This is a genomic window from Salinarimonas ramus, assembly GCF_014645695.1.
Lineage (GTDB): Bacteria > Pseudomonadota > Alphaproteobacteria > Rhizobiales > Beijerinckiaceae > Salinarimonas > Salinarimonas ramus.
In genome coordinates this window covers 180,511-198,990 of sequence record NZ_BMMF01000006.1, presented here as the reverse complement: position 1 = coordinate 198,990, position 18,480 = coordinate 180,511, and the positions used below count along the sequence as shown (strand labels likewise).

The window sequence follows — 18,480 nt, the reverse complement described above, 5'->3', positions numbered from 1 at the left end:
GAATAGCCCGAGCGGCCTCGACTCGGAAAGGGCGTACGGGCTATCACCGATTCACCATGCGTATTGGCAATTGACGGAAGTGCCCGTGGCCGCGACCGACGCGCCTGAGGCGAGATCTCCCGACGAGGGGACCCGGCCGGCTCCGCAGGCGGACGCCGCGCGCGGGGCGTTGGCGCTTTCGGGCGACTGGACGTCGGAATTCGGGGACACGCTGGAGCGCGCCGCGCGCAGCCTCACCGAGGGCGCGACGGGCGGCGAGGCAGGGGCGAAGGGGCCCGTCGTGCTCGACCTGTCCGGCATCGGCCGGCTCGACACCGCGGGCGCCGTCGCCATCGAGCGCGCCCGCCGCGCGATCACCGCGCGGGGTGCCGAGCCGCGCATCGAAGGTGCGAGCCGCCCGCACGCGCGCCTGCTCGACGAGGTCTCCCAGGCCGGGCTCGAGCTGCCCGAGCACACGCGCACCTCTCCCTTCGTGGACTTTCTCGTCGACGTCGGCCGGGTGATGGTCGATGCCGGGCGCGATCTCGTCTCCGGCATCGTCTTCCTCGGCGAGGTCGTGGCGGCGCTGGGGCGCGTCGCGATGAGGCCCTGGCGCTTTCGCGGCACCTCGCTCGTCAACCAGATCGACCAGATCGCGCTGCGCGGCCTGCCGATCATCCTGCTGATCTCCTTCGTCGTCGGCGCGATCATCGCCCAGCAGGGCATCTTCCAGCTGCTGCAGTTCGGCGCGGCGACCTTCGCCGTCGACCTGATCGGCATCCTCGTCCTGCGCGAGCTCGGCGTGCTCCTGTCCGCGATCATGGTCGCGGGCCGCTCGGGCTCGGCCTTCACGGCCGAGATCGGCGCGATGAAGATGCGCGAGGAGATCGACGCGCTGCGGGTCATGGGTCTCGACCCGATCGAGGTCCTCGTCGTGCCGCGCATCCTGGGGCTCGTCATCTCCCTGCCGCTGCTCGCCTTCTGCGCCTCCATGTCGGCGATCCTCGGCGGCGGGCTCGTGGCCTGGGCCTATGGCGGCGTCTCGCCCGACGTGTTCGTGGCGCGCCTGCGCGAGGCGATCGACCTGTCGACCTTCATGGTGGGCATGATCAAGGCGCCGTTCATGGCGGTGATGATCGGCGTCATCGCCTGCATCGAGGGCCTCGCGGTGAAGGGCTCGGCCGAATCGCTCGGCCAGCACGTCACGGCGTCGGTCGTGAAGGCGATCTTCATGGTGATCGTCCTCGACGGCGTCTTCGCGATGTTCTTCGCGGCCTTGGATTTCTGAGCCATGGACGAGCCCCGCCGCATCGACGAGGCAGCCGAGCCGCCCCCGGGACGCGATGCGATCATCCGCGTGCGCGGGCTGGAGGTCGGCTTCGGCGAGAAGACGATCTTCAAGAACCTCGACCTCGACGTCTATCGCGGCGAGATCCTCGGCTTCGTGGGCGGCTCGGGCACGGGCAAGTCGGTCCTCACCCGCGCCATCCTCGGCCTCCTGCCGACGCGCGCGGGGACGATCGAGGTGTTCGGCAAGGACCGGGCGACCATCACGGCGCGGGAGCGGCGCGACATCGAGACGCGCTGGGGTGTGCTCTTCCAGAACGGCGCCCTCTTCTCCGGGCTGACCGTGAAGGAGAACGTGCAGATGCCCATGCGCGAGCACCGTCATCTCTCCCAGGCGATGATGGACGATCTCGCCATGCTCAAGATCGAGATGGTGGGGCTGCGCCCCGACGCCGCCGACAAGTACCCGTCCGAGCTCTCGGGGGGCATGATCAAGCGCGCCGCCCTCGCCCGGGCGCTGGCGCTCGACCCCGACATCGTCTTCCTCGACGAGCCGACGTCGGGCCTCGACCCGATCGGCGCCGCCGATTTCGACGACCTGATCGCCACCTTGCGCGACACGCTGGGCCTGACCGTGTACATGGTCACCCACGATCTCGACAGCCTGTTCAGCGTCTGCGACCGCATCGCCGCGCTCGCCGAGCAGCGCGTCATCGCGGAGGGGCCGATCGAGACCATGCTGGCCTCGGATCATCCGTGGCTGAGATCCTACTTTCACGGCAAGCGCGCGCGCGCCGTCGCGAACGAGAGCGCTTGAGGGGCGAGACGATGGAAACCCGGGCCAATTACGCCATCATCGGATTGTTCACGCTCCTCGTCCTCGCGGCGGCGTTCCTGTTCGTCTACTGGTTCGCGGTGAGCGAGAGCGCGGGCGAGCGCGCGCAGATCCGCATCGTCTTCGAGGGCTCCGTCGCCGGCCTCTCGCGCGGCGCGCCGGTGAACTTCAACGGCCTGCGGGTGGGCGAGGTGACCGAGCTCGCCATCTCCGAGGAGAACCCGAGCCTCGTCGTCGCCCGCGTCACCGTCGACCCTACGATCCCGCTTCGTGAGGACACGACGGCCCAGCTCGAGTTCCAGGGCCTCACCGGCATCGCGAGCGTCGCGCTCTCCGGTGGATCGCCGCAGGCCGATTCCCTGTTCGACCCGCAGGAAGCGGGCATCCCGACGATCGAGGCGGAGGCGTCCGACTACCAGGACCTCATCGAGAGCGCCCGCAACATCGCGCGGCGCGCCTCCGACGTGTTCGACCGCTTCGACGCGCTGGTCTCGGAGAACGACCAGGCCATCGCGTCGACCGTGCAGAACGTCGAGGCCTTCTCCCGCGCGCTCGCCGAGAACGCGCCGGCCATCGACCGCTTCCTCGAGCAGGTGGGCGCGGCCGCCGAGCGGATCGGGCCCTTGGCCGACAGCCTCGACGAGCTCTCGCGCAACGTGAATTCCGTCGTCGCGGCGGTGGATTCCGAGAGCGTCGCGCGCTCGGTGGAGAACGTGGAGGCCTTCACCCAGACGCTGGCCGACGCGCAAGGGCAGCTCGCCCAGGTCTTCGACGACGCGAGCGGCATCGTCTCGCGCCTGAACGAGACGGCGACGAACGTCGAGGCGACGGTGGCGGACGTGCGCGCCTTCGTCGGCGCGCTGGACGCGGAGGCGCTCGACGCCACCGTCACCAACGTGCGCGCCTTCTCCCAGACGCTCGCGGACAATCGCGAGGAGCTGGCGAGCGTCATCGACTCGACGGCGACGCTGACGCAGAACCTGGCGCAATCCTCCCAACGCCTCGACGCCACGCTGTCGAACGTCGAGGGCGTCTCGGAGACGGTGGCGGCCAATCGCGACAACATCGACCGCATCCTGAACCAGGCGGGCGAGCTGACGACGCGCCTCAACGCCGCCTCCGACACGCTGCAGACCACGCTCTCGCAGATCGACGGCCTCATCGGCGCGGTCGATCCGGCGCGGGTGGAGACGACGCTCGCGAACGTCGAGGCCTTCTCCGACGTGCTCGCGCGCAACACGGACAACGTCGACGCCATCATCGCCGACGCGCGCACGCTCACCACATCGCTGGAGGCGACCGCCGGCCGGCTCGACGGCACGGTCGGGCGCGTGGACGCGCTGGTCTCGGCCGTCGACCCCGCGACCGTAGCGGCGACGCTGGAGAACGCGCGCAGCTTCTCGCAGACGCTGGCGGACACCCGCGCCGACCTCGTCGCCACGCTGGCGGAGGCGCGCGACATCGCCGCCGCCATCGATCCGGCCATGATCGAGGCCACCATCGGCAACGTGCAGGGCTTCTCCCAGACGCTCGCCACGAACCGCGAGGCCGTCGATCGCGTCATCGCCAACGCCGAGAGCCTGACGCAGACGCTGGCGCAGACCTCGACGCGCCTCGACGGCGCCATCGACAGGGTGGAGACGCTCGTCGCCGCCGTCGATCCCACCGCCGTCTCCGAGACCGTGGCCAACGCTCGCGCCTTCTCGCAGACGCTCGCCGACAACAGCGGCAACGTCACGCTGGCGCTGGAGGAGATCGGCCGCATCGCGCAGGCGATCGACGCCGAGCGGATCGAGCGGGTGATCGCCAACGTGGAGAGCTTCTCGCAGACGCTCGACGCCAATTCCGACGAGGTCGACCTCATCGTCGCCAACGCCGTTTCGATCTCCGAGCAGCTCGAGGCCTCCGCGGGCCGCGTCGACCGCGTGCTGCAATCCGCCGAGGACTTCCTCGGCACGGCCGCGGGCGAGGAGGGCGAGGCTTTGTTCGACGAGATTCGCCAGGCGGTGGAGGCGATCCGCACGCTCGCGACGAATCTCGACGAGCGCACGCAGACGCTCACCGACGACATCGGGCGCTTCACCGGACCCGGTCTCCAGGAGGTCCGCGGGCTCGCCGAGGAGGGCCGCCGCACGCTCGAGGACATCGGGCGGGCGGTGCGCTCCATCGAGCGCGATCCCTCGCAGGTGATCTTCGGCGGCGACGGCGGCGGCGGCGGCGTGCGCGAATATCAGGGGCGGCGATGACGATGCGGGCTGAACCGGCTATCGATCGAGACGGATCGACGACGAAGAACGTGTGGGGGCGCGGAGCGATGAGCGGATCACGGAGACGGGCCGGCCGGCGCGTGCTGGCGGCGGGGCTCGCGCTGGGCGCGCTCGCCGGGCTCGCGGGCTGCGCCTCCGCGCCGGCGCTCGTGACCTACGGGCTGGCCGCGCCGGTGGAGCAGGTGTCGGCGCCGATGCGGCTGCCGGGGCTGATCCTCGTCGTCGAGCCCTCGGCGATCGAGCTCTACTCGTCCGAGCGCGTGGTGGTGCGCGAGGCTGACGGCGCTCTGTCGTACCTGCCGGGCGTGCAGTACGCCGATCAGCTCCCCGCGCTCGTGCAGACGCGGCTCGTCGAGACCTTCGAGAACGCGAGCCGCCTCGGAGGCGTCGCCCGTCCGGGCGACCGCGTCTCTCCGGACTGGCAGCTCAACTCGTCCATCCGCACCTTCTGGGTGGATGCGCAGACGAACCTCGCCGTCGTCGAGATCGCGGTGCGGGCGGTGAACGAGAGCGACGGCAGCGTCGGCGCCGCGCGCGTCTTCACCGCGCAAAAGCCCGTTGCGGCGATAGAGGGCCGCGCCGCCATGCTCGGCCTCGAGGCCGCGCTCGCGGAGGTGATGCTGGAGATCGTGCGCTTCGCGGGCACGGGCCGCGGGGCGGCCTGAGGCCGCCCCCTCACCGGGGATCATCCCCGGCCGCGCACCTCAATTGAGGTGCTGCGAAAGGTACTTGTTCATCTCGAACATGGTCACGCGGTCCTTGCCGAAGACGGGCTTGAGCTTGTCGTCGGCGATGATCTCGCGCTTGTTCTGCGGGTTCTGCAAGTCGTTCTTCTTGATGTAGTCCCAGACCTTGCTCACCACCTCGGGGCGCGGCAGCGGCTCGGATCCCACCACCTCCGCCAGCTGCGGCGAGGGGGTGAGCGGCTTCATCAGGGCGGAGTTCGCTTTCTTCTCGGCCATGGGTCAGTCCTCCTCTTTCGCGTCGGCGGTCTCGGCGCCGTCGGCCTCGACCTTCTCGGTGTCGGCCGTCTCGGCCTCGGTTCTGTCGCTCGCGAAGCTCGCATTGGCGCCGCGCGGCGGGCGATTGGTGCGACCGGCATACCGCTCCCGTCCACGCGGCTCGGGGCGCTCCTCGAGGATGCGCTGGCCGCGCGCCACGGTATCCGTGATGCTGACGCCTTGCGCCGCTCCGGTGATGGGATTCCCACGCATGGTGATCGCGCCTTTCGGTCTTCGTGTGGATGGAGGCGCGCGCCCACGGCACGCGCCGACAGTCGGGAACGGGTAGGGGCGCCCTCGCGTTCCGGGGCTCGCCACCTTCGGCGCGCGCGTACCGCTCTCATCGAGATGGGGTGCGTCGAGGCGAACGTCCAGTCGGTGGGACGACGCATCTCTCCACCCGAGCGCGAATCACGCGCCCGGACGACTTCCGGTGACGGCGCCAGACGTCGTGACGAACCGGCTCAAAGGGAGCTCGCCGCCGCCGCGCGGGGGATCATGGCGTGGCCGCCCTCTTCCCCCCGGCTCGCTCCGGCATCCACCATTCCGCCCGCCAGCCAATGGTCGAGGAAAGCGTCGAGCCAGGCGCGCACCGGCGCGTCGTGGATGAGGCGACCCTCGAGATGCGCCTTGCGCGGCTGGGCGTTGGGCAGCGACAGGCGCTCGTGCGCCCGCGTCGTCCAGCGGCAGGTCATGGCGTAGGTGACCTCCGGGTGGAACTGGAAGCCGTAGGCGGCGGGGCCGACGCGGATGGCCTGGACGGGGAAGTCGTCGCCGGTGGCGAGCGTCACCGCGCCGGTGGGGCAATCGAAGCCCTCGCGGTGCCAATGGTAGACGTGGCCCGGCCAGTCGACACCGATGCGCGCCGTGAGCCGCATCCCCTCCTGCGTCGGGCGCAGCGGGTAATAGCCGATCTCGGCGAGGCCGTTCTCGTGCGGGTAGACCCGCCCGCCGAGGTGACGCGCGAGCAGCTGCGCGCCGAGGCACAGGCCGAGGAAGGGCTTCTCCTCGCGCAGAGCGACGCCGCACCAATCCATCTCGCGGGCGAGGAAGTCCTCCTCGTCGTTGGCGCTCATAGGCCCGCCGAAGACGACGGCGCCCGCGTGATGCGCGAGCGTGTCCGGCAGGGGATCGCCGAAGCGCGGGCGACGGATGTCGAGCGGGTGACCGCGCTCGCGCAGCAGCGTCCCCACCCGCCCCGGGATGGAGGTCTCCTGATGCAGGACGATCAGGACGGGCTGCTTCGGCGCCACGGCGGGGGTGGCGTCGTCGCTCTCCACGGTCGCGTCGGACCGGCTCCTCGCGATGTCTGTCATGGCTCCATGATCGACCCTCGCGCGCTCGGTTTCAACCCCGCGATCGTGCGCGGCGGCCGTGCACGATCGCACGCGGGCCCGACGCTCAGAGCGCGACGAGGAGGATCGCCCCGGCGCCCAGCCCGAACAAGGCGAGGCCCGCGAAAGCGAGGACGGCGGACGCCGTGACGAGGCTCGTGACGACCAGCCTCATCGCGTGTCCGCCGTGAAGGTGCGGCGCGCCCGGCTCTCGCCTTCGAAACGAGGGTGATCAGGCCTGCTTCTGGGTCGCGTCGATCTGTTCATGAGAGGAGGGTCGCCCGGCAGGGTTAACGCTGGGTTAACGCCACCTCGCCCACGCCGCACCCTTGACGTGCGCGACGCCGCGCGCCCCTATTGCACAGGGCGAGGAACGTGGGGCGAGCACGAGGCGCGCGGCGGCGCGGGAGGCGCGAGGCGATGCGGATACACGGGCGGCACTACCGGACGATCTTCCCGGCCGAGGACGGCGCGGGGGTGAGCATCATCGACCAGACGAAGCTCCCCTTCGCCTTCGAGATCGCGCGCCTCTCCACCGTGGAGGAGGCGGCCACCGCGATCCGCGACATGCAGGTGCGCGGCGCGCCCCTCATCGGCGCCACCGCCGCCTACGGAATCGCGCTGGCCATGGACGCGGACGCCTCCGACGAAGCGCTCGCGCAGGCCGTGCGCGTGCTCGGCGCGACGCGACCCACCGCGGTGAACCTGCACTGGGCGCTCTCGCGGGTCGAGAATCGCCTCGCCCCGCTGTCGGGCCGCGAGCGCGTGCGCGCCGCCTGGACCGAGGCGGAGGCGATCTGCGACGAGGACGTGGAGCAGAACCACGCCATCGGCGCCAACGGCGCGCGCCTCCTGGCCGAGATCCACGCGAAGACCGGGCGCACGGTGAACGTGCTCACCCATTGCAATGCGGGCTGGCTCGCGACGGTGGACTGGGGCACGGCCCTCTCCCCGATCTACCAGGCGCACGACGCGGGCATCCCGGTCCACGTCTATGTGGACGAGACCCGCCCGCGCAACCAGGGCGCGGCACTCACCGCCTACGAGCTCGGCGCCCACGGCGTGCCCCACACCGTCGTCGTCGACAATGCCGGCGGGCACCTGATGCAGCACGGCAAGGTCGACATCTGCTTCGTCGGCTCGGACCGCACCACGGCGTCGGGCGACGTCTGCAACAAGATCGGCACCTATCTCAAGGCCCTCGCCGCCCGCGACAACGACGTGCCCTTCTACGTCACGCTGCCCGTCACGACGATCGACTGGTCGCTGGACGACGGGCTGGCGGAGATCCCCATCGAGGAGCGGTCCGCGCGCGAGGTGACGAACCTCGTCGGCATCGACGAGGATGGCGCCGTCCACGACGTGCGCGTCGTGGCGCCCGGCAGCCCGGCGGCGAACCCGGCCTTCGACGTCACGCCCGCGCGGCTCGTGGCGGGGCTCGTCACCGAGCGCGGCATCTGCCCGGCCTCCCGCGAGGGCATCGCCGGGCTCTACCCGGACTACACGCGATCGGCGGCGGAATGAGCGCAGAAGACGACACGGCGGGGAACGAGCACGATCTGCGCGCACGCATCGTGCGGGTGGCGCAGGCCATGGACCAGGCGGGCTTCTGCCCCACGAAGTCCGGCAACGTCTCGGCGCGCGTCGGCGATGGGCTGATCATCACGCCGTCCGGCCTGCCCTATGCCGAGACGACGCCCGCCGATCTCGTCGCCATCGCCCTCGACGGCAGGGCGCGGGACGAGGGCTCGCGGCGCCCCTCCTCCGAATGGCCGTTCCATACGGAGATCTACAAGGCCCGGCCCGACGTCCACGCCATCGTGCACACGCACAGCCCGAAGGCGACGGCGCTCGCCTGCGCGCGCCGGCCGATCCCGGCCTTCCACTACATGGTCGCCTATTGCGGGGGCCGGGACATCCGGGTCGCGGACTACGCAACCTTCGGCTCCGCCGATCTCGCGGCGAACGCGGTGGCGGCGCTCGAGGGCCGCAAGGCGGCGCTCTTGGCCAATCACGGCGTCATCGCGGCGGGCGCGACGCTCGAGGGCGCGCTCGCCATCGCCGGCGAGGTGGAGAACCTCGCCGGCCAATACCTCGCCCTGCTGGCCGCCGGCCTCGACCCCGTCATCCTCGACGACGACGAGATGGCGCGCGTGGCGGCGAAGTTCTCGGGCTACGGCAAGGTGGGGTGACGAGGGGGGCGCACCCCCTCCCCTCATTCGGCCGCCTGCTTCACCCCCGCGGCCTCGGCCTTGAGCTCGGCGCGGGTCTTGGGCTTGCCGCGGATCTTGAGATCCTCGAGGTCGGCCCGGTCGCGCACGGAATTGCGGAAGATCTGGTCCTGGCCGGGCTGGTATTGGGGCGGGCAATGCTGCTTCACGCCGTACCAGGCCGAGGCCTTCATCACGAAGGACGGATCGACGAGGTGCGGGCGCCCGAGCGCCACGAGGTCGGCGCGGCCGGCGGCGAGGATCGTGTTGATCTGGTCCGCCGTCGTGATGTTGCCCACGCACATGGTGGCGACGCGCGCCTCGTTGCGGATGCGGTCGGAGAACGGCGTCTGGAACATGCGCCCGAAGACGGGGCGCGATTCGCGCACGGTCTGGCCGGTGGAGACGTCGATGAGGTCGACGCCCGCCTGGGCGAAGGCGCGCGAGATCGCCACCGAATCGTCGGGGCTGAGGCCGCCCTCGGCCCAGTCGGTGGCGGAGATGCGCACCGACATCGGCTTGTGCGCCGGCCAGGCCGCGCGCATGGCCTCGAACACCTCGAGCGGGAAGCGCAGGCGGTTTTCGATCGAGCCGCCGTATTCGTCGGTGCGGCGGTTGGTCAGCGGCGAGAGGAAGCTCGCGAGCAGGTAGCCGTGGGCGCAGTGCAGCTCGACCATGTCGAAGCCCACGCGCTCGGCGCGCTCCACCGCGGCGACGAAGTCGGCCTTCACCTTGTCCATGCCGGCGCGATCGATCTCGCGCGGTACGGCGCTGTCGGGGAAGTAGGGCAGCGGCGAGGCCGAGCAGACCTCCCAGCCGCCCTCGGAGAGCGGCCGGTCCATGCCCTCCCACATCAGCTTCGTCGCGCCCTTGCGCCCGGCATGCCCGAGCTGGAGGCAGATCTTGGTCTCGCTGTTGGCGCGCACGAAGGAGACGATGCGCGCCCACTGGGCCTCCTGCTCGTCGGTCCAGATGCCGGCGCAGCCCGGCGTGATGCGGGCCTCGGGTGAGACGACGACCATCTCGGTGAACATCAGGCCCGGGCCGCCGATGGCGCGCGAGCCGTAATGGACGAGGTGGAAGTCGTTGGGCACGCCGTCCGTCGCCGAGTACATGCACATCGGCGACATCACGGCGCGGTTCGCCACCACCATGTCCCGCAGCCGGAACGGCTGGAACATCGGCACGTGGGGGTTCTCGACGTCGACCGCGAAACCCGCCTCGCACACCTCCCGGGCGAAGAGCCGGTCCACCTCGGCGACGAATTCGGGGGCGCGCAGTCGCAGGTTGTCGTAGGTGATCGCCTTGGCGCGGGTCATCAGGCCGAAGGCGAACTTCACCGGGTCGAAGTCCCAGAAGCGCGCCACGTGCTCGAACCAGACGAGCGACACGTCGGCGGCGTGCTGGGTCTTCTCGGTCTCCTCGCGGCGCACCGTCTCGAAGGCGGCGAGCGCGGCGGGCACGTCGCGCGGCTGGCGGCGGACGCTCTCGTAGAGCGCGATCGCGTCCTCCATGGCGAGCTTGGTGCCCGAGCCGATGGAGAAGTGCGCCGTCGACTTGGCGTCGCCGAGCAGCACGATGTTGTCCTTCACCCAGCGCGTATTGCGGATCATGGGGAAGTTGCGCCACAGCGAGCGATTGGTGATCACCTCGTGGCCGTCGAGATGCTCGGCGAAGACGCGCTTCATCAGGGCGGCGCTCTCTTCCTCCGTCATGGAGGCGAGGCCGGCGCGGTCGTAGGTGTCCGGATCGGTCTCGAAGACCCAGGTCGAGCGGTTCTTCTCGTACTGGTAGGCGTGGGCGATGAACGGCCCCCACTGCGTCTCCTGAAAGATGAAGGTGAAAGCGTCGAGCGGCTTCGTCGAGCCCATCCAGGCGAACTTGTTGGGGCGCAGGTCCACCTGCGGCGCGAAATGCTCGGCGAATTTCTCGCGGATGCGCGAGTTGATGCCGTCGGCGGCGATGATCAGGTCGGCGTCGGCGAAACGGCTCTCGTCGTCCACCTCCGCCTCGAAGACGAGCTCGACGCCCAGCTCACGGGCGCGGTCCTGCAGGATGAGGAGCAGCGTGCGCCGCGAGCAGCCGCAGAAGCCGTTGCCGCCGATGCGGTGGACGTCGCCCTTGAAGTGGATGGCGATGTCGTCCCAATACGCGAATTCCTGGGTGATGCGGCGATAGCTCGGCTCGTCGTAGCGCTCGAACCCGTCGAGCGTCGCGTCCGAGAACACGACGCCGAAGCCGAACGTGTCGTCGGGGCGGTTGCGCTCGTAGACGGTGATCTCGCGCGCGGGGTCCTGCTTCTTCATCAGGATCGCGAAATAGAGGCCGGCGGGGCCTCCCCCGATGATGGCGATCTTCATTGCGCGCTCTCCGCTTCAATCGGCGGAAATGATTTAAGCTTAAAATAATTGGGCCCGCAAGACGGGCTCCCCCGGACCGTACGTCGCGGCCGCTCACACGCGCTGATGACCGGGATGGGCGTCGCCGAGAAGGCCGCCGGGGCGAAGCGCCAGGAGCAGAGCGAGCGCGCCGAAGACGGCGACGTCGCGATAGGCGCCGGGCAGGAAGGCGGACCAGAGGCTCTCGCCGAGCCCGAGCAGCAGCCCGCCCAGGAGTGCGCCGGGCAGCGAGCCGATGCCGCCGAGGATCGCCGCGACGAGGGCCTTGAGCCCCAAGAGCAGCCCGCCGGCGAAGGAGATGTTGCCGTAATGGGCCACGACGAACCAGCCGGCGAAGGCCGCGAGCGCGCCCGCGAGCGTCACCGCCGTCACCAGCGTGGCGCGGGCGTCGACACCCATCAGCGCGGCGGCGTGCGCATCGTCCGCCACCGCCCGCCAGGCGCGGCCGAAGCGCGTGCGCGCGACGAGGAGCATCGCCGCGAGCGCGCCCGCGAGCGCGAGGGCGATGGCGACGCCCTGCGTGAGGGTGATCGTCGCGGTCGCCCCGTCGGGATTGGTGGCGAGGACGAGCCCGCGCACGCGCCCCGGCGCGATCCAGACCTCCGACCCGCCCTGGAGGAGCCGCAGGCCCTCGGACAAGGCGATGACGAGGCCGAAGGAGGCCACGATCATCGCGTATCCAGGCCGATGCGCCAGCGGGGCGACGACGCCTTGCGCCAGCATTCGCGCGAGCGAGCCCGCCACGAGGGGTGCGAGCACGAGCCCGAGGCCGAGCCCGGCATAGACGCCCACCTCCCCCGCAATCCCGCTCGCCGCGAGGACGACGCCGACCGCGATCGCGACCGCGTAGCCGCCGACGATGGCGATCTCCCCGAAGGCGAGGAAGACGCGGCCCACGAGCCCGTAGACGAGGCAATACGCGACGGCGAGCAGCGCGTAGAGCGAGCCCGTGGTCACCGCGGCGGTCGCGACCTGCACCGCGTGCACGCCGCCGTGGGAGAGCGCGAGACCCGTCCCCGCGAGCGCCGTCGGCCGCGCGGGCGCGGCCCCCGCCGCGAGAGGCCCGCGGCCGGTCCAGTAGCGATCGAGCAGGAAGAGCGCCGTCGGCGAAAGCGCGACGCCGTCGTGCACCACCGTCGTGAGCGTCGGCGGCCCGCTCTCGGCGAGCGAATCGTCGGCTGCGTTCGCGAATCGGCACGACGTCCGCACCCGCCGCGGCGGCTCGCCGGGGAGCGCCGCGTCGTGGACGAGGGTGAGGCCCAGCCCGTCGGCGTCGGGGATCTCGCGGGCGATATCGAGGCGCGCACCCTCCGGATGCAGCGCGACGATGGCCGTGCGGCAGACGAGCGACTGCCCCGGATCGACGCGTGCGCCGCACGCGGCGACGAGGCTCGCCGTGAGGAGGACGAGCCCGAGCGCGCGAAGCCGCACGACGAGCCCGCCCGGCGATCCGCCCGGCGATCCGCACGGCGATCCGCCCCTGCCCCGCCCGCCCGCCATGCCACGCCTCCAAGCCCGACGCCTCCAAGCCCGACGCCTCTCACCGGGGATTGAGGCACGCCCGGCGGCGCACCGACAAGAGGCACGGCGAAGCGAGGCGACGATCGCGCGAACGCATCGCTATCGGATGGCGCCGGCTACGCCGCCGGGCTATGAGGGCACCTCGATCATCGGAGCCCCTCACCGGAGCCTTCCCATGGACCTCGCCGCGCTCGTCGCCTTCGCCGCGATCCTCTTCGTCGCCGCCGCCTCGCCGGGGCCCGGCATCGCCGCGATCGTGGCGCGCGTGCTCGGCCGCGGCACCGACGGCGCCGTCGCCTTCACCGTCGGGCTCGCCATCGGCGACGTGGTCTGGCTCACATGCGCCATCTTCGGGCTCGCGGCCCTGGCGCAGAGCTTCCACGGCGTGTTCGTGGCGGTGAAGCTCGCGGGCGCGGCGTACCTGCTGTGGCTCGCCTGGAAGTTGTGGACGACGCCCGTCGTGGCGCGCGAGATCGCGGCGCAGGCCCCCAAGGAGGGCGTCCTGAAGCTGCTCGCCGCCGGCCTCGCGGTGACGCTGGGCAACCCCAAGACCATGGTGTTCTACCTCGCCCTCCTGCCCACCGTGCTCGACGTCGCCTCGGTGACGGCGCTCGGCTATGCGGAGCTCGTCGGCGTGACGCTCGCGGTACTCGGCATCGTCTTCGCCGGCTACATCCTGCTGGCCGCCCGCGCGCGACGCCTGTTCACGAGCCCCCGCGCCATGCGCGTGCTCAACCGGGTGACCGGGACGGTGATGGCCGGCGCGGCGGCGGCGGTGGCGACGCGCTAGCGCCGCTCCCTGAAGAACGCCCGCAGCATTTCCCCCGCCTCCACCTCGCCGATGCCGGAATACACCTCCGGCGCGTGGTGGCAGGTGGCTTGCGCGTAGAACCGCCCGCCGTGCTCGACGCCGCCGCCCTTCGGGTCCGTGGCGCCGTAATACAGGCGGCGGATGCGGGCAAACGAGATGGCGGCGGCGCACATGGCGCAGGGCTCGAGGGTCACGTAGAGATCGCAACCAGGCAGGCGCTCGTCGCCGAGCGCCGCGCACGCGGCGCGGATGGCGACGATCTCGGCGTGCGCGGTCGGATCGTTGCCCTCGCGCGTGCGATTGCGGCCGGTGGCGAGGACGCGCCCGTCCTTGACGATCACGGCGCCGATGGGCACCTCGCCGCGCGCCGCCGCGGCGCGGGCCTGTTCGAGCGCCTGCTCCATGAAGGTCGCGCCCGCCGTCTTCGCGCCGGCTTCCGATCCGCTTTTCGCCCTCATCGCGCCCTCGCATCGCCGTCGACGAAGTGCTATCAGGCGCGCATGGCGAACACCACAGACGACACGAACATGCCCCGGGGTCCGCGCGGGCGCGGCGGCGAGCGCGGAGGCCCCCGCGGCGCGGGCGCGCGCACGGGCGAGCGCGGCGGCGAGGCCCGCGGCCCGCGCGGCGAGGGCCGCCCGGCCGGCAAGGGGCCTTCGAAGGGACCTTCCAAAGGGCCTTCGAAGGGGGGCTTCTCCAAGGGCCCCGGCGGCAAGGGGCCCGGCGGCAAGGGCCCCGGCGCCAGAAGCTCCGGCGGCAAGGGACCCGGCGCGCGCAGCTACGGCGAGCGCCCGGCCCGCGCCGACGCGCGCCCCCGCACGGAGCGCGCCGAGGGCGAGGGCGGGTTCGCGCCCCGCGCCGGCAAGCCCTTCGGCGGCAAGGCCCCCGACTACAAGACCCGCGCCCGCGCCGAGCGCCCCTTCCGCGATGGCGAGCGGCCGGCCCGCGACGGCGAGCGCCCCGCACGCGCCCGCCCCGTCGGCGCAGGACCTCGCCCGACAGGCCCTCGCCCGGCAGGAGCACGCACGGCGGGAGCACGCCCCTCCGGCGCCCGCCCCGCCGGCGGCGCGGATCGTTTCCGCGGCAAGCCGCCCGGCCCCAAGGTCAAGGCCGGCTTCGCGCCCCGCGGCGCCGGCCCCTCGCGCCTGGCGCCCGTCGCCCCGCGCGACGACGAGCGCATCGCCAAGGCGATCGCCCGCGCCGGCATCGCCTCGCGCCGCGACGCGGAGGAGATGATCGCCGCCGGTCGGGTCACGCTCAACGGCACGGTGCTCGCCTCGCCTGCGGTGAACGTGAAGCCCGGCGACGACATCCGCATCGACGGGGAGAAGCTCCCCGAGCGCGAGCGCACGCGCCTGTGGCTCTACCACAAGCCCCGCGGCCTCGTGACGACGGCGAAGGACCCCGAAGGGCGCGCGACCGTGTTCCGCGACCTGCCCGAGGACATGCCCCGCGTCGTCACGATCGGGCGCCTGGACATCAACACCGAAGGGCTCCTGCTCCTGACCAACGACGGCGGTCTCGCCCGCGTGGTCGCCCATCCCGAGACCGGCTGGCTGCGGCGCTACCGCGTGCGCGCCTACGGCCAGGTCACGCAGGACCGGCTCGACGCGCTGCGCGAGGGCGTCGTCGTCGACGGCATGGAATACGGGCCCATCGAGGCCAAGATCGACCGGGCGCAGGGCGACAACGTCTGGATCACCATGGGCCTGCGCGAGGGCAAGAACCGCGAGGTCAAGCGCGTGCTCGAGGATCTCGGGCTGCAGGTCAACCGCCTCATCCGCCTCTCCTTCGGCCCCTTCCAGCTCGGCGACCTGAAGGAGGGCGCCGTCGAGGAGGTGCGCACCAAGGTGCTCAAGGACCAGCTCGGCACGACCTTGGCCGAGGCGGCGGGCGTCGACTTCGAGAGCCCGGTGCGCGAGCCCGTGGACGAGCGCCCCGCGCGCGCCGCCAGGGGTGGCAGCGCAGGGCCGGCGCGGCCCGCCTCCCGCCAGCAGCAGGAGCGCGATCGCGCCCGCTACGCCGAGCCCGAGCAGGCCCGCGGCCGCGGCAAGCCGGAGCGGGGCGCTCCGCCCGAGCGAGACGGCCGGCCCGAGCGTGGCACCCGCCCGGCACGCCCCGGCGGCGACCGGGGAGAGGGCGAGAAGCGCCCCGACCAGCGTCCCGCCTGGGACAAGCCGCGCACCAGCGTCTGGCGCGCGGAGGAGAAGCCGGACGAGGGCAAGCGCATCAAGCCCCGCCGCGGCGCCGAGACGGCGAAGGCCGACCGCGCCGCCGGTGGCGAGCGGGTGCGCGAGCGCGTGGGCAAGATCGCCGCCAAGGCCGGCCGTGCGGGCAAGATCCTCGTCGAGCGCGTGAAGGGCGGCAGCGGCGAGGGGCGTCGCGGGGGCAACGAGCCGCGCGGCAAGGGGCCGTCCCGAAGCCCGCGCAAGGGCCCTGGTTCGGACGAGCGGGGCTGATGCGCATCGTCGGCGGCCGCTTCAAGGGCCGCGCCCTCGCGGGCCCGCGCTCGGACGCCATCCGCCCGACCTCGGACCGCCTGCGCGAGAGCCTCTTCAACGTCCTCGCCCACGCCTACGACGATCCCGTCGAAGGCGCGCGCGTCATCGACCTCTTCGCCGGCACCGGTGCCATGGGGCTCGAGGCGCTCTCCCGCGGCGCCGCCTTCGCGCTCTTCGTCGACGACGGCGCGCAGGCGCGCGGGCTCATCCGCGAGAACGTCGAGGCGCTGGGGCTCGGCGGCGTGACGCGCCTGTTCCGCCGCGACGCGACGCGGCTCGGCGGAGCGGACCGGTTCGAGCCCTTCGACCTCCTCTTCTGCGACCCGCCCTACGGCCGCGACCTCGCCCCCGCGGCGCTGACCTCCGCGGCCGGCGGCGGCTGGCTCGCGCCGGGCGCGCTGTGCGTCGTGGAGGAAGCCGCCGACGCGACGCTCGCCCTACCATCGGGCTTCGAGGAGATCGAGCGGCGGGTGTATGGGGACACGCAGGTGGTGTTCGGGCGCTTTGCCGGCTCCTGAACATTCGCGTTGACATCCCGCCCCTTTCCCCCCATCTGTGCAGTGCAGCGTCGGCGCTCGCTCATCGAGCGCCCTGGCCCGGCTGCGTGAGGCCGCTCCGTTCCAAGGGGGCGTGACCGACCCGGGCCTTCGGACGTGCGCTTCCCTCGTTCGCCCCATCACGCGGGTCGTTCCCGATGATACGAGCTTCGCTCGGGTCTCGGCGCGTCCCGCGATCGTTCGCGTGCGCCGGTCCGATGCCGGGCTCCCCGCACGTGAAAGCACAATCGACTTGACCACCTTCTCAGACCTCGGCCTCTCCGCCCCGATCCTCGAGGCGCTCGCCCGCGAGGGCTACGAGCACCCCACGCCGATCCAGGCTCAGGCCATCGCACCGGTTCTCGCCGGCCGCGACCTGCTCGGCATCGCGCAGACGGGCACCGGCAAGACCGCCGCCTTCGCGCTGCCGATGATCCAGCGCCTCGCAGCGGACAAGCGCCCGGCGCCGCGCCGCGGCTGCCGTGCGCTCATCCTCTCGCCCACCCGCGAGCTCGCGAGCCAGATCGAGGAGAGCTTCCGCGCCTACGGCCGCGGCTCGAAGCTCACCTCCACCGTCGTCTTCGGCGGCGTGCCCGTGCCGCGCCAGGAGCGCGCGGTCGCCAACGGCGTCGACATCCTCGTGGCGACGCCCGGGCGTCTCCTCGACCTGATCGATCGCCGCTCGCTGTCGCTCTCGGGCGTCGAGATCCTCGTCCTCGACGAGGCCGACCAGATGCTCGACCTCGGCTTCATCCACGCGCTGCGCCGCATCGTGACGCTGCTGCCCAAGCAGCGCCAGACGCTGTTCTTCTCGGCGACGATGCCCACCACCATCGCCTCCCTCGCCGACGGCTACCTCTCCGACCCGGTGAAGGTGTCGGTGGCGCCCGTCGCCACCACGGCCGAGCGCGTCGAGCAGCGCGTCACCTTCGTCTCGCAGACGAGGAAGCCCGCTCTCCTGGAGCGCGTGCTGCGCGACACCGATGTGGACCGCGTCCTCGTCTTCACCCGCACCAAGCACGGCGCCGACAAGGTGGTGCGCGGGCTGGAGAAGGGCGGCATTCCCGCCTTCGCCATCCACGGCAACAAGAGCCAGGGCCAGCGCGAGCGTGCGCTCGGCGCCTTCAAGAACGGCTCCTGCAAGGTGCTGGTGGCCACCGACATCGCCGCGCGCGGCATCGACGTGGACGGCGTCTCGCATGTCGTGAACTTCGACCTGCCGAACGTGCCCGAGCAATACGTCCACCGCATCGGCCGCACCGCGCGCGCCGGCGCGTCGGGCATCGCGCTGTCCTTCTGCAACGAGGAAGAGCGCGCGTATCTCAAGGACATCCAGAAGCTCACGCGCCAGACGGTGCCGGTCGAGCCGGCGCCCGCCGGCTTCGACGCCGGCGGCGTCGCGCCGCTCTCCGACGAGCCGGCGCACGCGTCGCGTCCCGCGGGGTCTGGCCGCAACCGTCGCGGCGGTCGCGGCGGCGGCCAGGGTGCCGGCGCTTCCGGCGGCGCGCGTCCCGCGCATGCGGGTGGCGCGCAGCCGAAGAGCGATCAGGCCCGCCAGGGTCGCCCGGCCGGCAACGGCCAGGGCCGCCCCGCGGCGAACGGTCAGGGCCGTCCGGCCACCGACGGCCGGGTGCAGAAGCAGGCCGCCAACGGCGGCGGCGGTCGGCCGAAGCCGGCGGCGGCGCCGCGCGCCGACAATGGCGGTCGCGACGGCTCCGCCATCGCCTGGCTGTCCGGCGGCGCCCGCCCGGAGGGCTCGCGCCCGCGCCGCGGCCGCTGAGCCACACCGCTCGGATCCT

16 protein-coding genes are annotated in these 18,480 nt (G+C 72.2%); 10 read left to right on the top strand and 6 right to left on the bottom strand.

Going from position 1 to position 18,480, the window contains the following annotated elements:
- Nucleotides 1–169: 169 nt before the first annotated feature.
- The 4 genes from IEX89_RS12030 (at nt 170) to IEX89_RS12015 (ending at nt 5,033) form a co-directional block, all read left to right on the top strand.
- Nucleotides 170–1,267, top strand: coding sequence for an ABC transporter permease (locus IEX89_RS12030; RefSeq protein WP_244645346.1), 1,098 nt, complete (start codon nt 170–172; stop codon nt 1,265–1,267).
- A gap of 3 nt (nt 1,268–1,270) precedes the next feature.
- Nucleotides 1,271–2,083 carry an ABC transporter ATP-binding protein gene (locus IEX89_RS12025; RefSeq protein WP_188913208.1) on the top strand — a complete coding sequence of 271 codons (813 nt, stop codon included), beginning with the start codon at nt 1,271–1,273 and terminating at the stop codon, nt 2,081–2,083.
- Between the two features lie 11 nt (nt 2,084–2,094).
- Nucleotides 2,095–4,347 (top strand): MCE family protein, encoded by a 2,253-nt coding sequence (locus tag IEX89_RS12020; RefSeq protein ID WP_188913206.1) that lies wholly within the window; start codon nt 2,095–2,097, stop codon nt 4,345–4,347.
- Nucleotides 4,348–4,415: 68 nt separating this feature from the next.
- Complete coding sequence (locus IEX89_RS12015) at nt 4,416–5,033, top strand: ABC-type transport auxiliary lipoprotein family protein (RefSeq protein ID WP_188913204.1); 618 nt, start codon at nt 4,416–4,418, stop codon at nt 5,031–5,033.
- 39 nt (nt 5,034–5,072) lie between these two features.
- Here the strand turns inward: IEX89_RS12015 and IEX89_RS12010 are convergent, their stop codons facing one another.
- The 3 genes from IEX89_RS12010 to IEX89_RS12000 form a co-directional block, all read right to left on the bottom strand.
- Complete coding sequence (locus tag IEX89_RS12010; protein WP_188913202.1) at nt 5,073–5,330, bottom strand: SWIB/MDM2 domain-containing protein; 258 nt, start codon at nt 5,328–5,330, stop codon at nt 5,073–5,075.
- A 3-nt stretch (nt 5,331–5,333) separates the two neighbouring features.
- Nucleotides 5,334–5,582, bottom strand: a complete 249-nt coding sequence (locus IEX89_RS12005; protein WP_188913200.1) for a hypothetical protein — start codon at nt 5,580–5,582, stop codon at nt 5,334–5,336.
- A 251-nt stretch (nt 5,583–5,833) separates the two neighbouring features.
- Nucleotides 5,834–6,685: a glutamine amidotransferase gene (locus IEX89_RS12000; protein WP_188913199.1), complete on the bottom strand. Its 852-nt coding sequence runs from the start codon at nt 6,683–6,685 to the stop codon at nt 5,834–5,836.
- A gap of 438 nt (nt 6,686–7,123) precedes the next feature.
- On the opposite strand from IEX89_RS12000, the gene mtnA reads away from it, so the two are divergent.
- Nucleotides 7,124–8,227, top strand: coding sequence for an S-methyl-5-thioribose-1-phosphate isomerase (mtnA, locus tag IEX89_RS11995; protein WP_188913196.1), 1,104 nt, complete (start codon nt 7,124–7,126; stop codon nt 8,225–8,227).
- Nucleotides 8,224–8,895, top strand: a complete 672-nt coding sequence (locus IEX89_RS11990; RefSeq protein WP_188913194.1) for a class II aldolase/adducin family protein — start codon at nt 8,224–8,226, stop codon at nt 8,893–8,895. Before mtnA ends, IEX89_RS11990 begins: the two co-directional genes overlap by 4 nt.
- 23 nt (nt 8,896–8,918) lie before the next feature.
- Here the strand turns inward: IEX89_RS11990 and IEX89_RS11985 are convergent, their stop codons facing one another.
- Both IEX89_RS11985 and IEX89_RS11980 read right to left on the bottom strand, forming a co-directional pair.
- Entirely contained in the window at nt 8,919–11,273 is a 2,355-nt protein-coding gene (locus IEX89_RS11985) for a bifunctional salicylyl-CoA 5-hydroxylase/oxidoreductase (protein ID WP_188913192.1), read from the bottom strand.
- A 93-nt stretch (nt 11,274–11,366) separates the two neighbouring features.
- Complete coding sequence (locus IEX89_RS11980) at nt 11,367–12,812, bottom strand: ABC transporter permease subunit (protein ID WP_188913190.1); 1,446 nt, start codon at nt 12,810–12,812, stop codon at nt 11,367–11,369.
- 196 nt (nt 12,813–13,008) lie between these two features.
- On the opposite strand from IEX89_RS11980, the gene IEX89_RS11975 reads away from it, so the two are divergent.
- Nucleotides 13,009–13,623, top strand: coding sequence for a LysE family translocator (locus IEX89_RS11975; protein ID WP_188913188.1), 615 nt, complete (start codon nt 13,009–13,011; stop codon nt 13,621–13,623).
- Here the strand turns inward: IEX89_RS11975 and IEX89_RS11970 are convergent.
- The gene (locus tag IEX89_RS11970) at nt 13,620–14,102 is read right to left on the bottom strand and encodes a nucleoside deaminase (RefSeq protein WP_373290576.1); all 483 of its coding nucleotides are present in this window, start codon (nt 14,100–14,102) and stop codon (nt 13,620–13,622) included. The two genes, IEX89_RS11975 and IEX89_RS11970, sit on opposite strands and share 4 nt — an antisense overlap.
- A gap of 69 nt (nt 14,103–14,171) precedes the next feature.
- Here IEX89_RS11970 and IEX89_RS24870 point away from each other — a divergent pair, with 69 nt between their 5' ends.
- From IEX89_RS24870 to IEX89_RS11955, 3 genes are all read left to right on the top strand, one after another.
- Nucleotides 14,172–16,103, top strand: coding sequence for a pseudouridine synthase (locus IEX89_RS24870; protein WP_188913186.1), 1,932 nt, complete (start codon nt 14,172–14,174; stop codon nt 16,101–16,103).
- A complete protein-coding gene (gene rsmD, locus IEX89_RS11960; protein ID WP_188913185.1) occupies nt 16,103–16,663 on the top strand; it encodes a 16S rRNA (guanine(966)-N(2))-methyltransferase RsmD in 561 nt (186 codons plus the stop codon). Before IEX89_RS24870 ends, rsmD begins: the two co-directional genes overlap by 1 nt.
- Before the next feature lie 271 nt (nt 16,664–16,934).
- On the top strand, nt 16,935–18,461 hold the full coding sequence (locus IEX89_RS11955; protein WP_188913183.1) for a DEAD/DEAH box helicase: 1,527 nt from the start codon (nt 16,935–16,937) through the stop codon (nt 18,459–18,461).
- The last annotated feature ends 19 nt before the right edge of the window (nt 18,462–18,480 follow it).

What these genes read in the sequence shown, in the direction of transcription:
- IEX89_RS12025 (WP_188913208.1), top strand. Translation starts at nt 1,271, where the DNA reads ATGGACGAGCCCCGCCGCATCGACGAGGCAGCCGAGCCGCCCCCGGGA.
- IEX89_RS12020 (WP_188913206.1), top strand. Translation starts at nt 2,095, where the DNA reads ATGGAAACCCGGGCCAATTACGCCATCATCGGATTGTTCACGCTCCTC.
- IEX89_RS12015 (WP_188913204.1), top strand. Translation starts at nt 4,416, where the DNA reads ATGAGCGGATCACGGAGACGGGCCGGCCGGCGCGTGCTGGCGGCGGGG.
- IEX89_RS12010 (WP_188913202.1), bottom strand. Translation starts at nt 5,330, where the DNA reads ATGGCCGAGAAGAAAGCGAACTCCGCCCTGATGAAGCCGCTCACCCCC.
- IEX89_RS12005 (WP_188913200.1), bottom strand. Translation starts at nt 5,582, where the DNA reads ATGCGTGGGAATCCCATCACCGGAGCGGCGCAAGGCGTCAGCATCACG.
- IEX89_RS12000 (WP_188913199.1), bottom strand. Translation starts at nt 6,685, where the DNA reads ATGACAGACATCGCGAGGAGCCGGTCCGACGCGACCGTGGAGAGCGAC.
- mtnA (WP_188913196.1), top strand. Translation starts at nt 7,124, where the DNA reads ATGCGGATACACGGGCGGCACTACCGGACGATCTTCCCGGCCGAGGAC.
- IEX89_RS11990 (WP_188913194.1), top strand. Translation starts at nt 8,224, where the DNA reads ATGAGCGCAGAAGACGACACGGCGGGGAACGAGCACGATCTGCGCGCA.
- IEX89_RS11985 (WP_188913192.1), bottom strand. Translation starts at nt 11,273, where the DNA reads ATGAAGATCGCCATCATCGGGGGAGGCCCCGCCGGCCTCTATTTCGCG.
- IEX89_RS11980 (WP_188913190.1), bottom strand. Translation starts at nt 12,812, where the DNA reads ATGGCGGGCGGGCGGGGCAGGGGCGGATCGCCGTGCGGATCGCCGGGC.
- IEX89_RS11975 (WP_188913188.1), top strand. Translation starts at nt 13,009, where the DNA reads ATGGACCTCGCCGCGCTCGTCGCCTTCGCCGCGATCCTCTTCGTCGCC.
- IEX89_RS11970 (WP_373290576.1), bottom strand. Translation starts at nt 14,102, where the DNA reads ATGAGGGCGAAAAGCGGATCGGAAGCCGGCGCGAAGACGGCGGGCGCG.
- IEX89_RS24870 (WP_188913186.1), top strand. Translation starts at nt 14,172, where the DNA reads ATGCCCCGGGGTCCGCGCGGGCGCGGCGGCGAGCGCGGAGGCCCCCGC.
- rsmD (WP_188913185.1), top strand. Translation starts at nt 16,103, where the DNA reads ATGCGCATCGTCGGCGGCCGCTTCAAGGGCCGCGCCCTCGCGGGCCCG.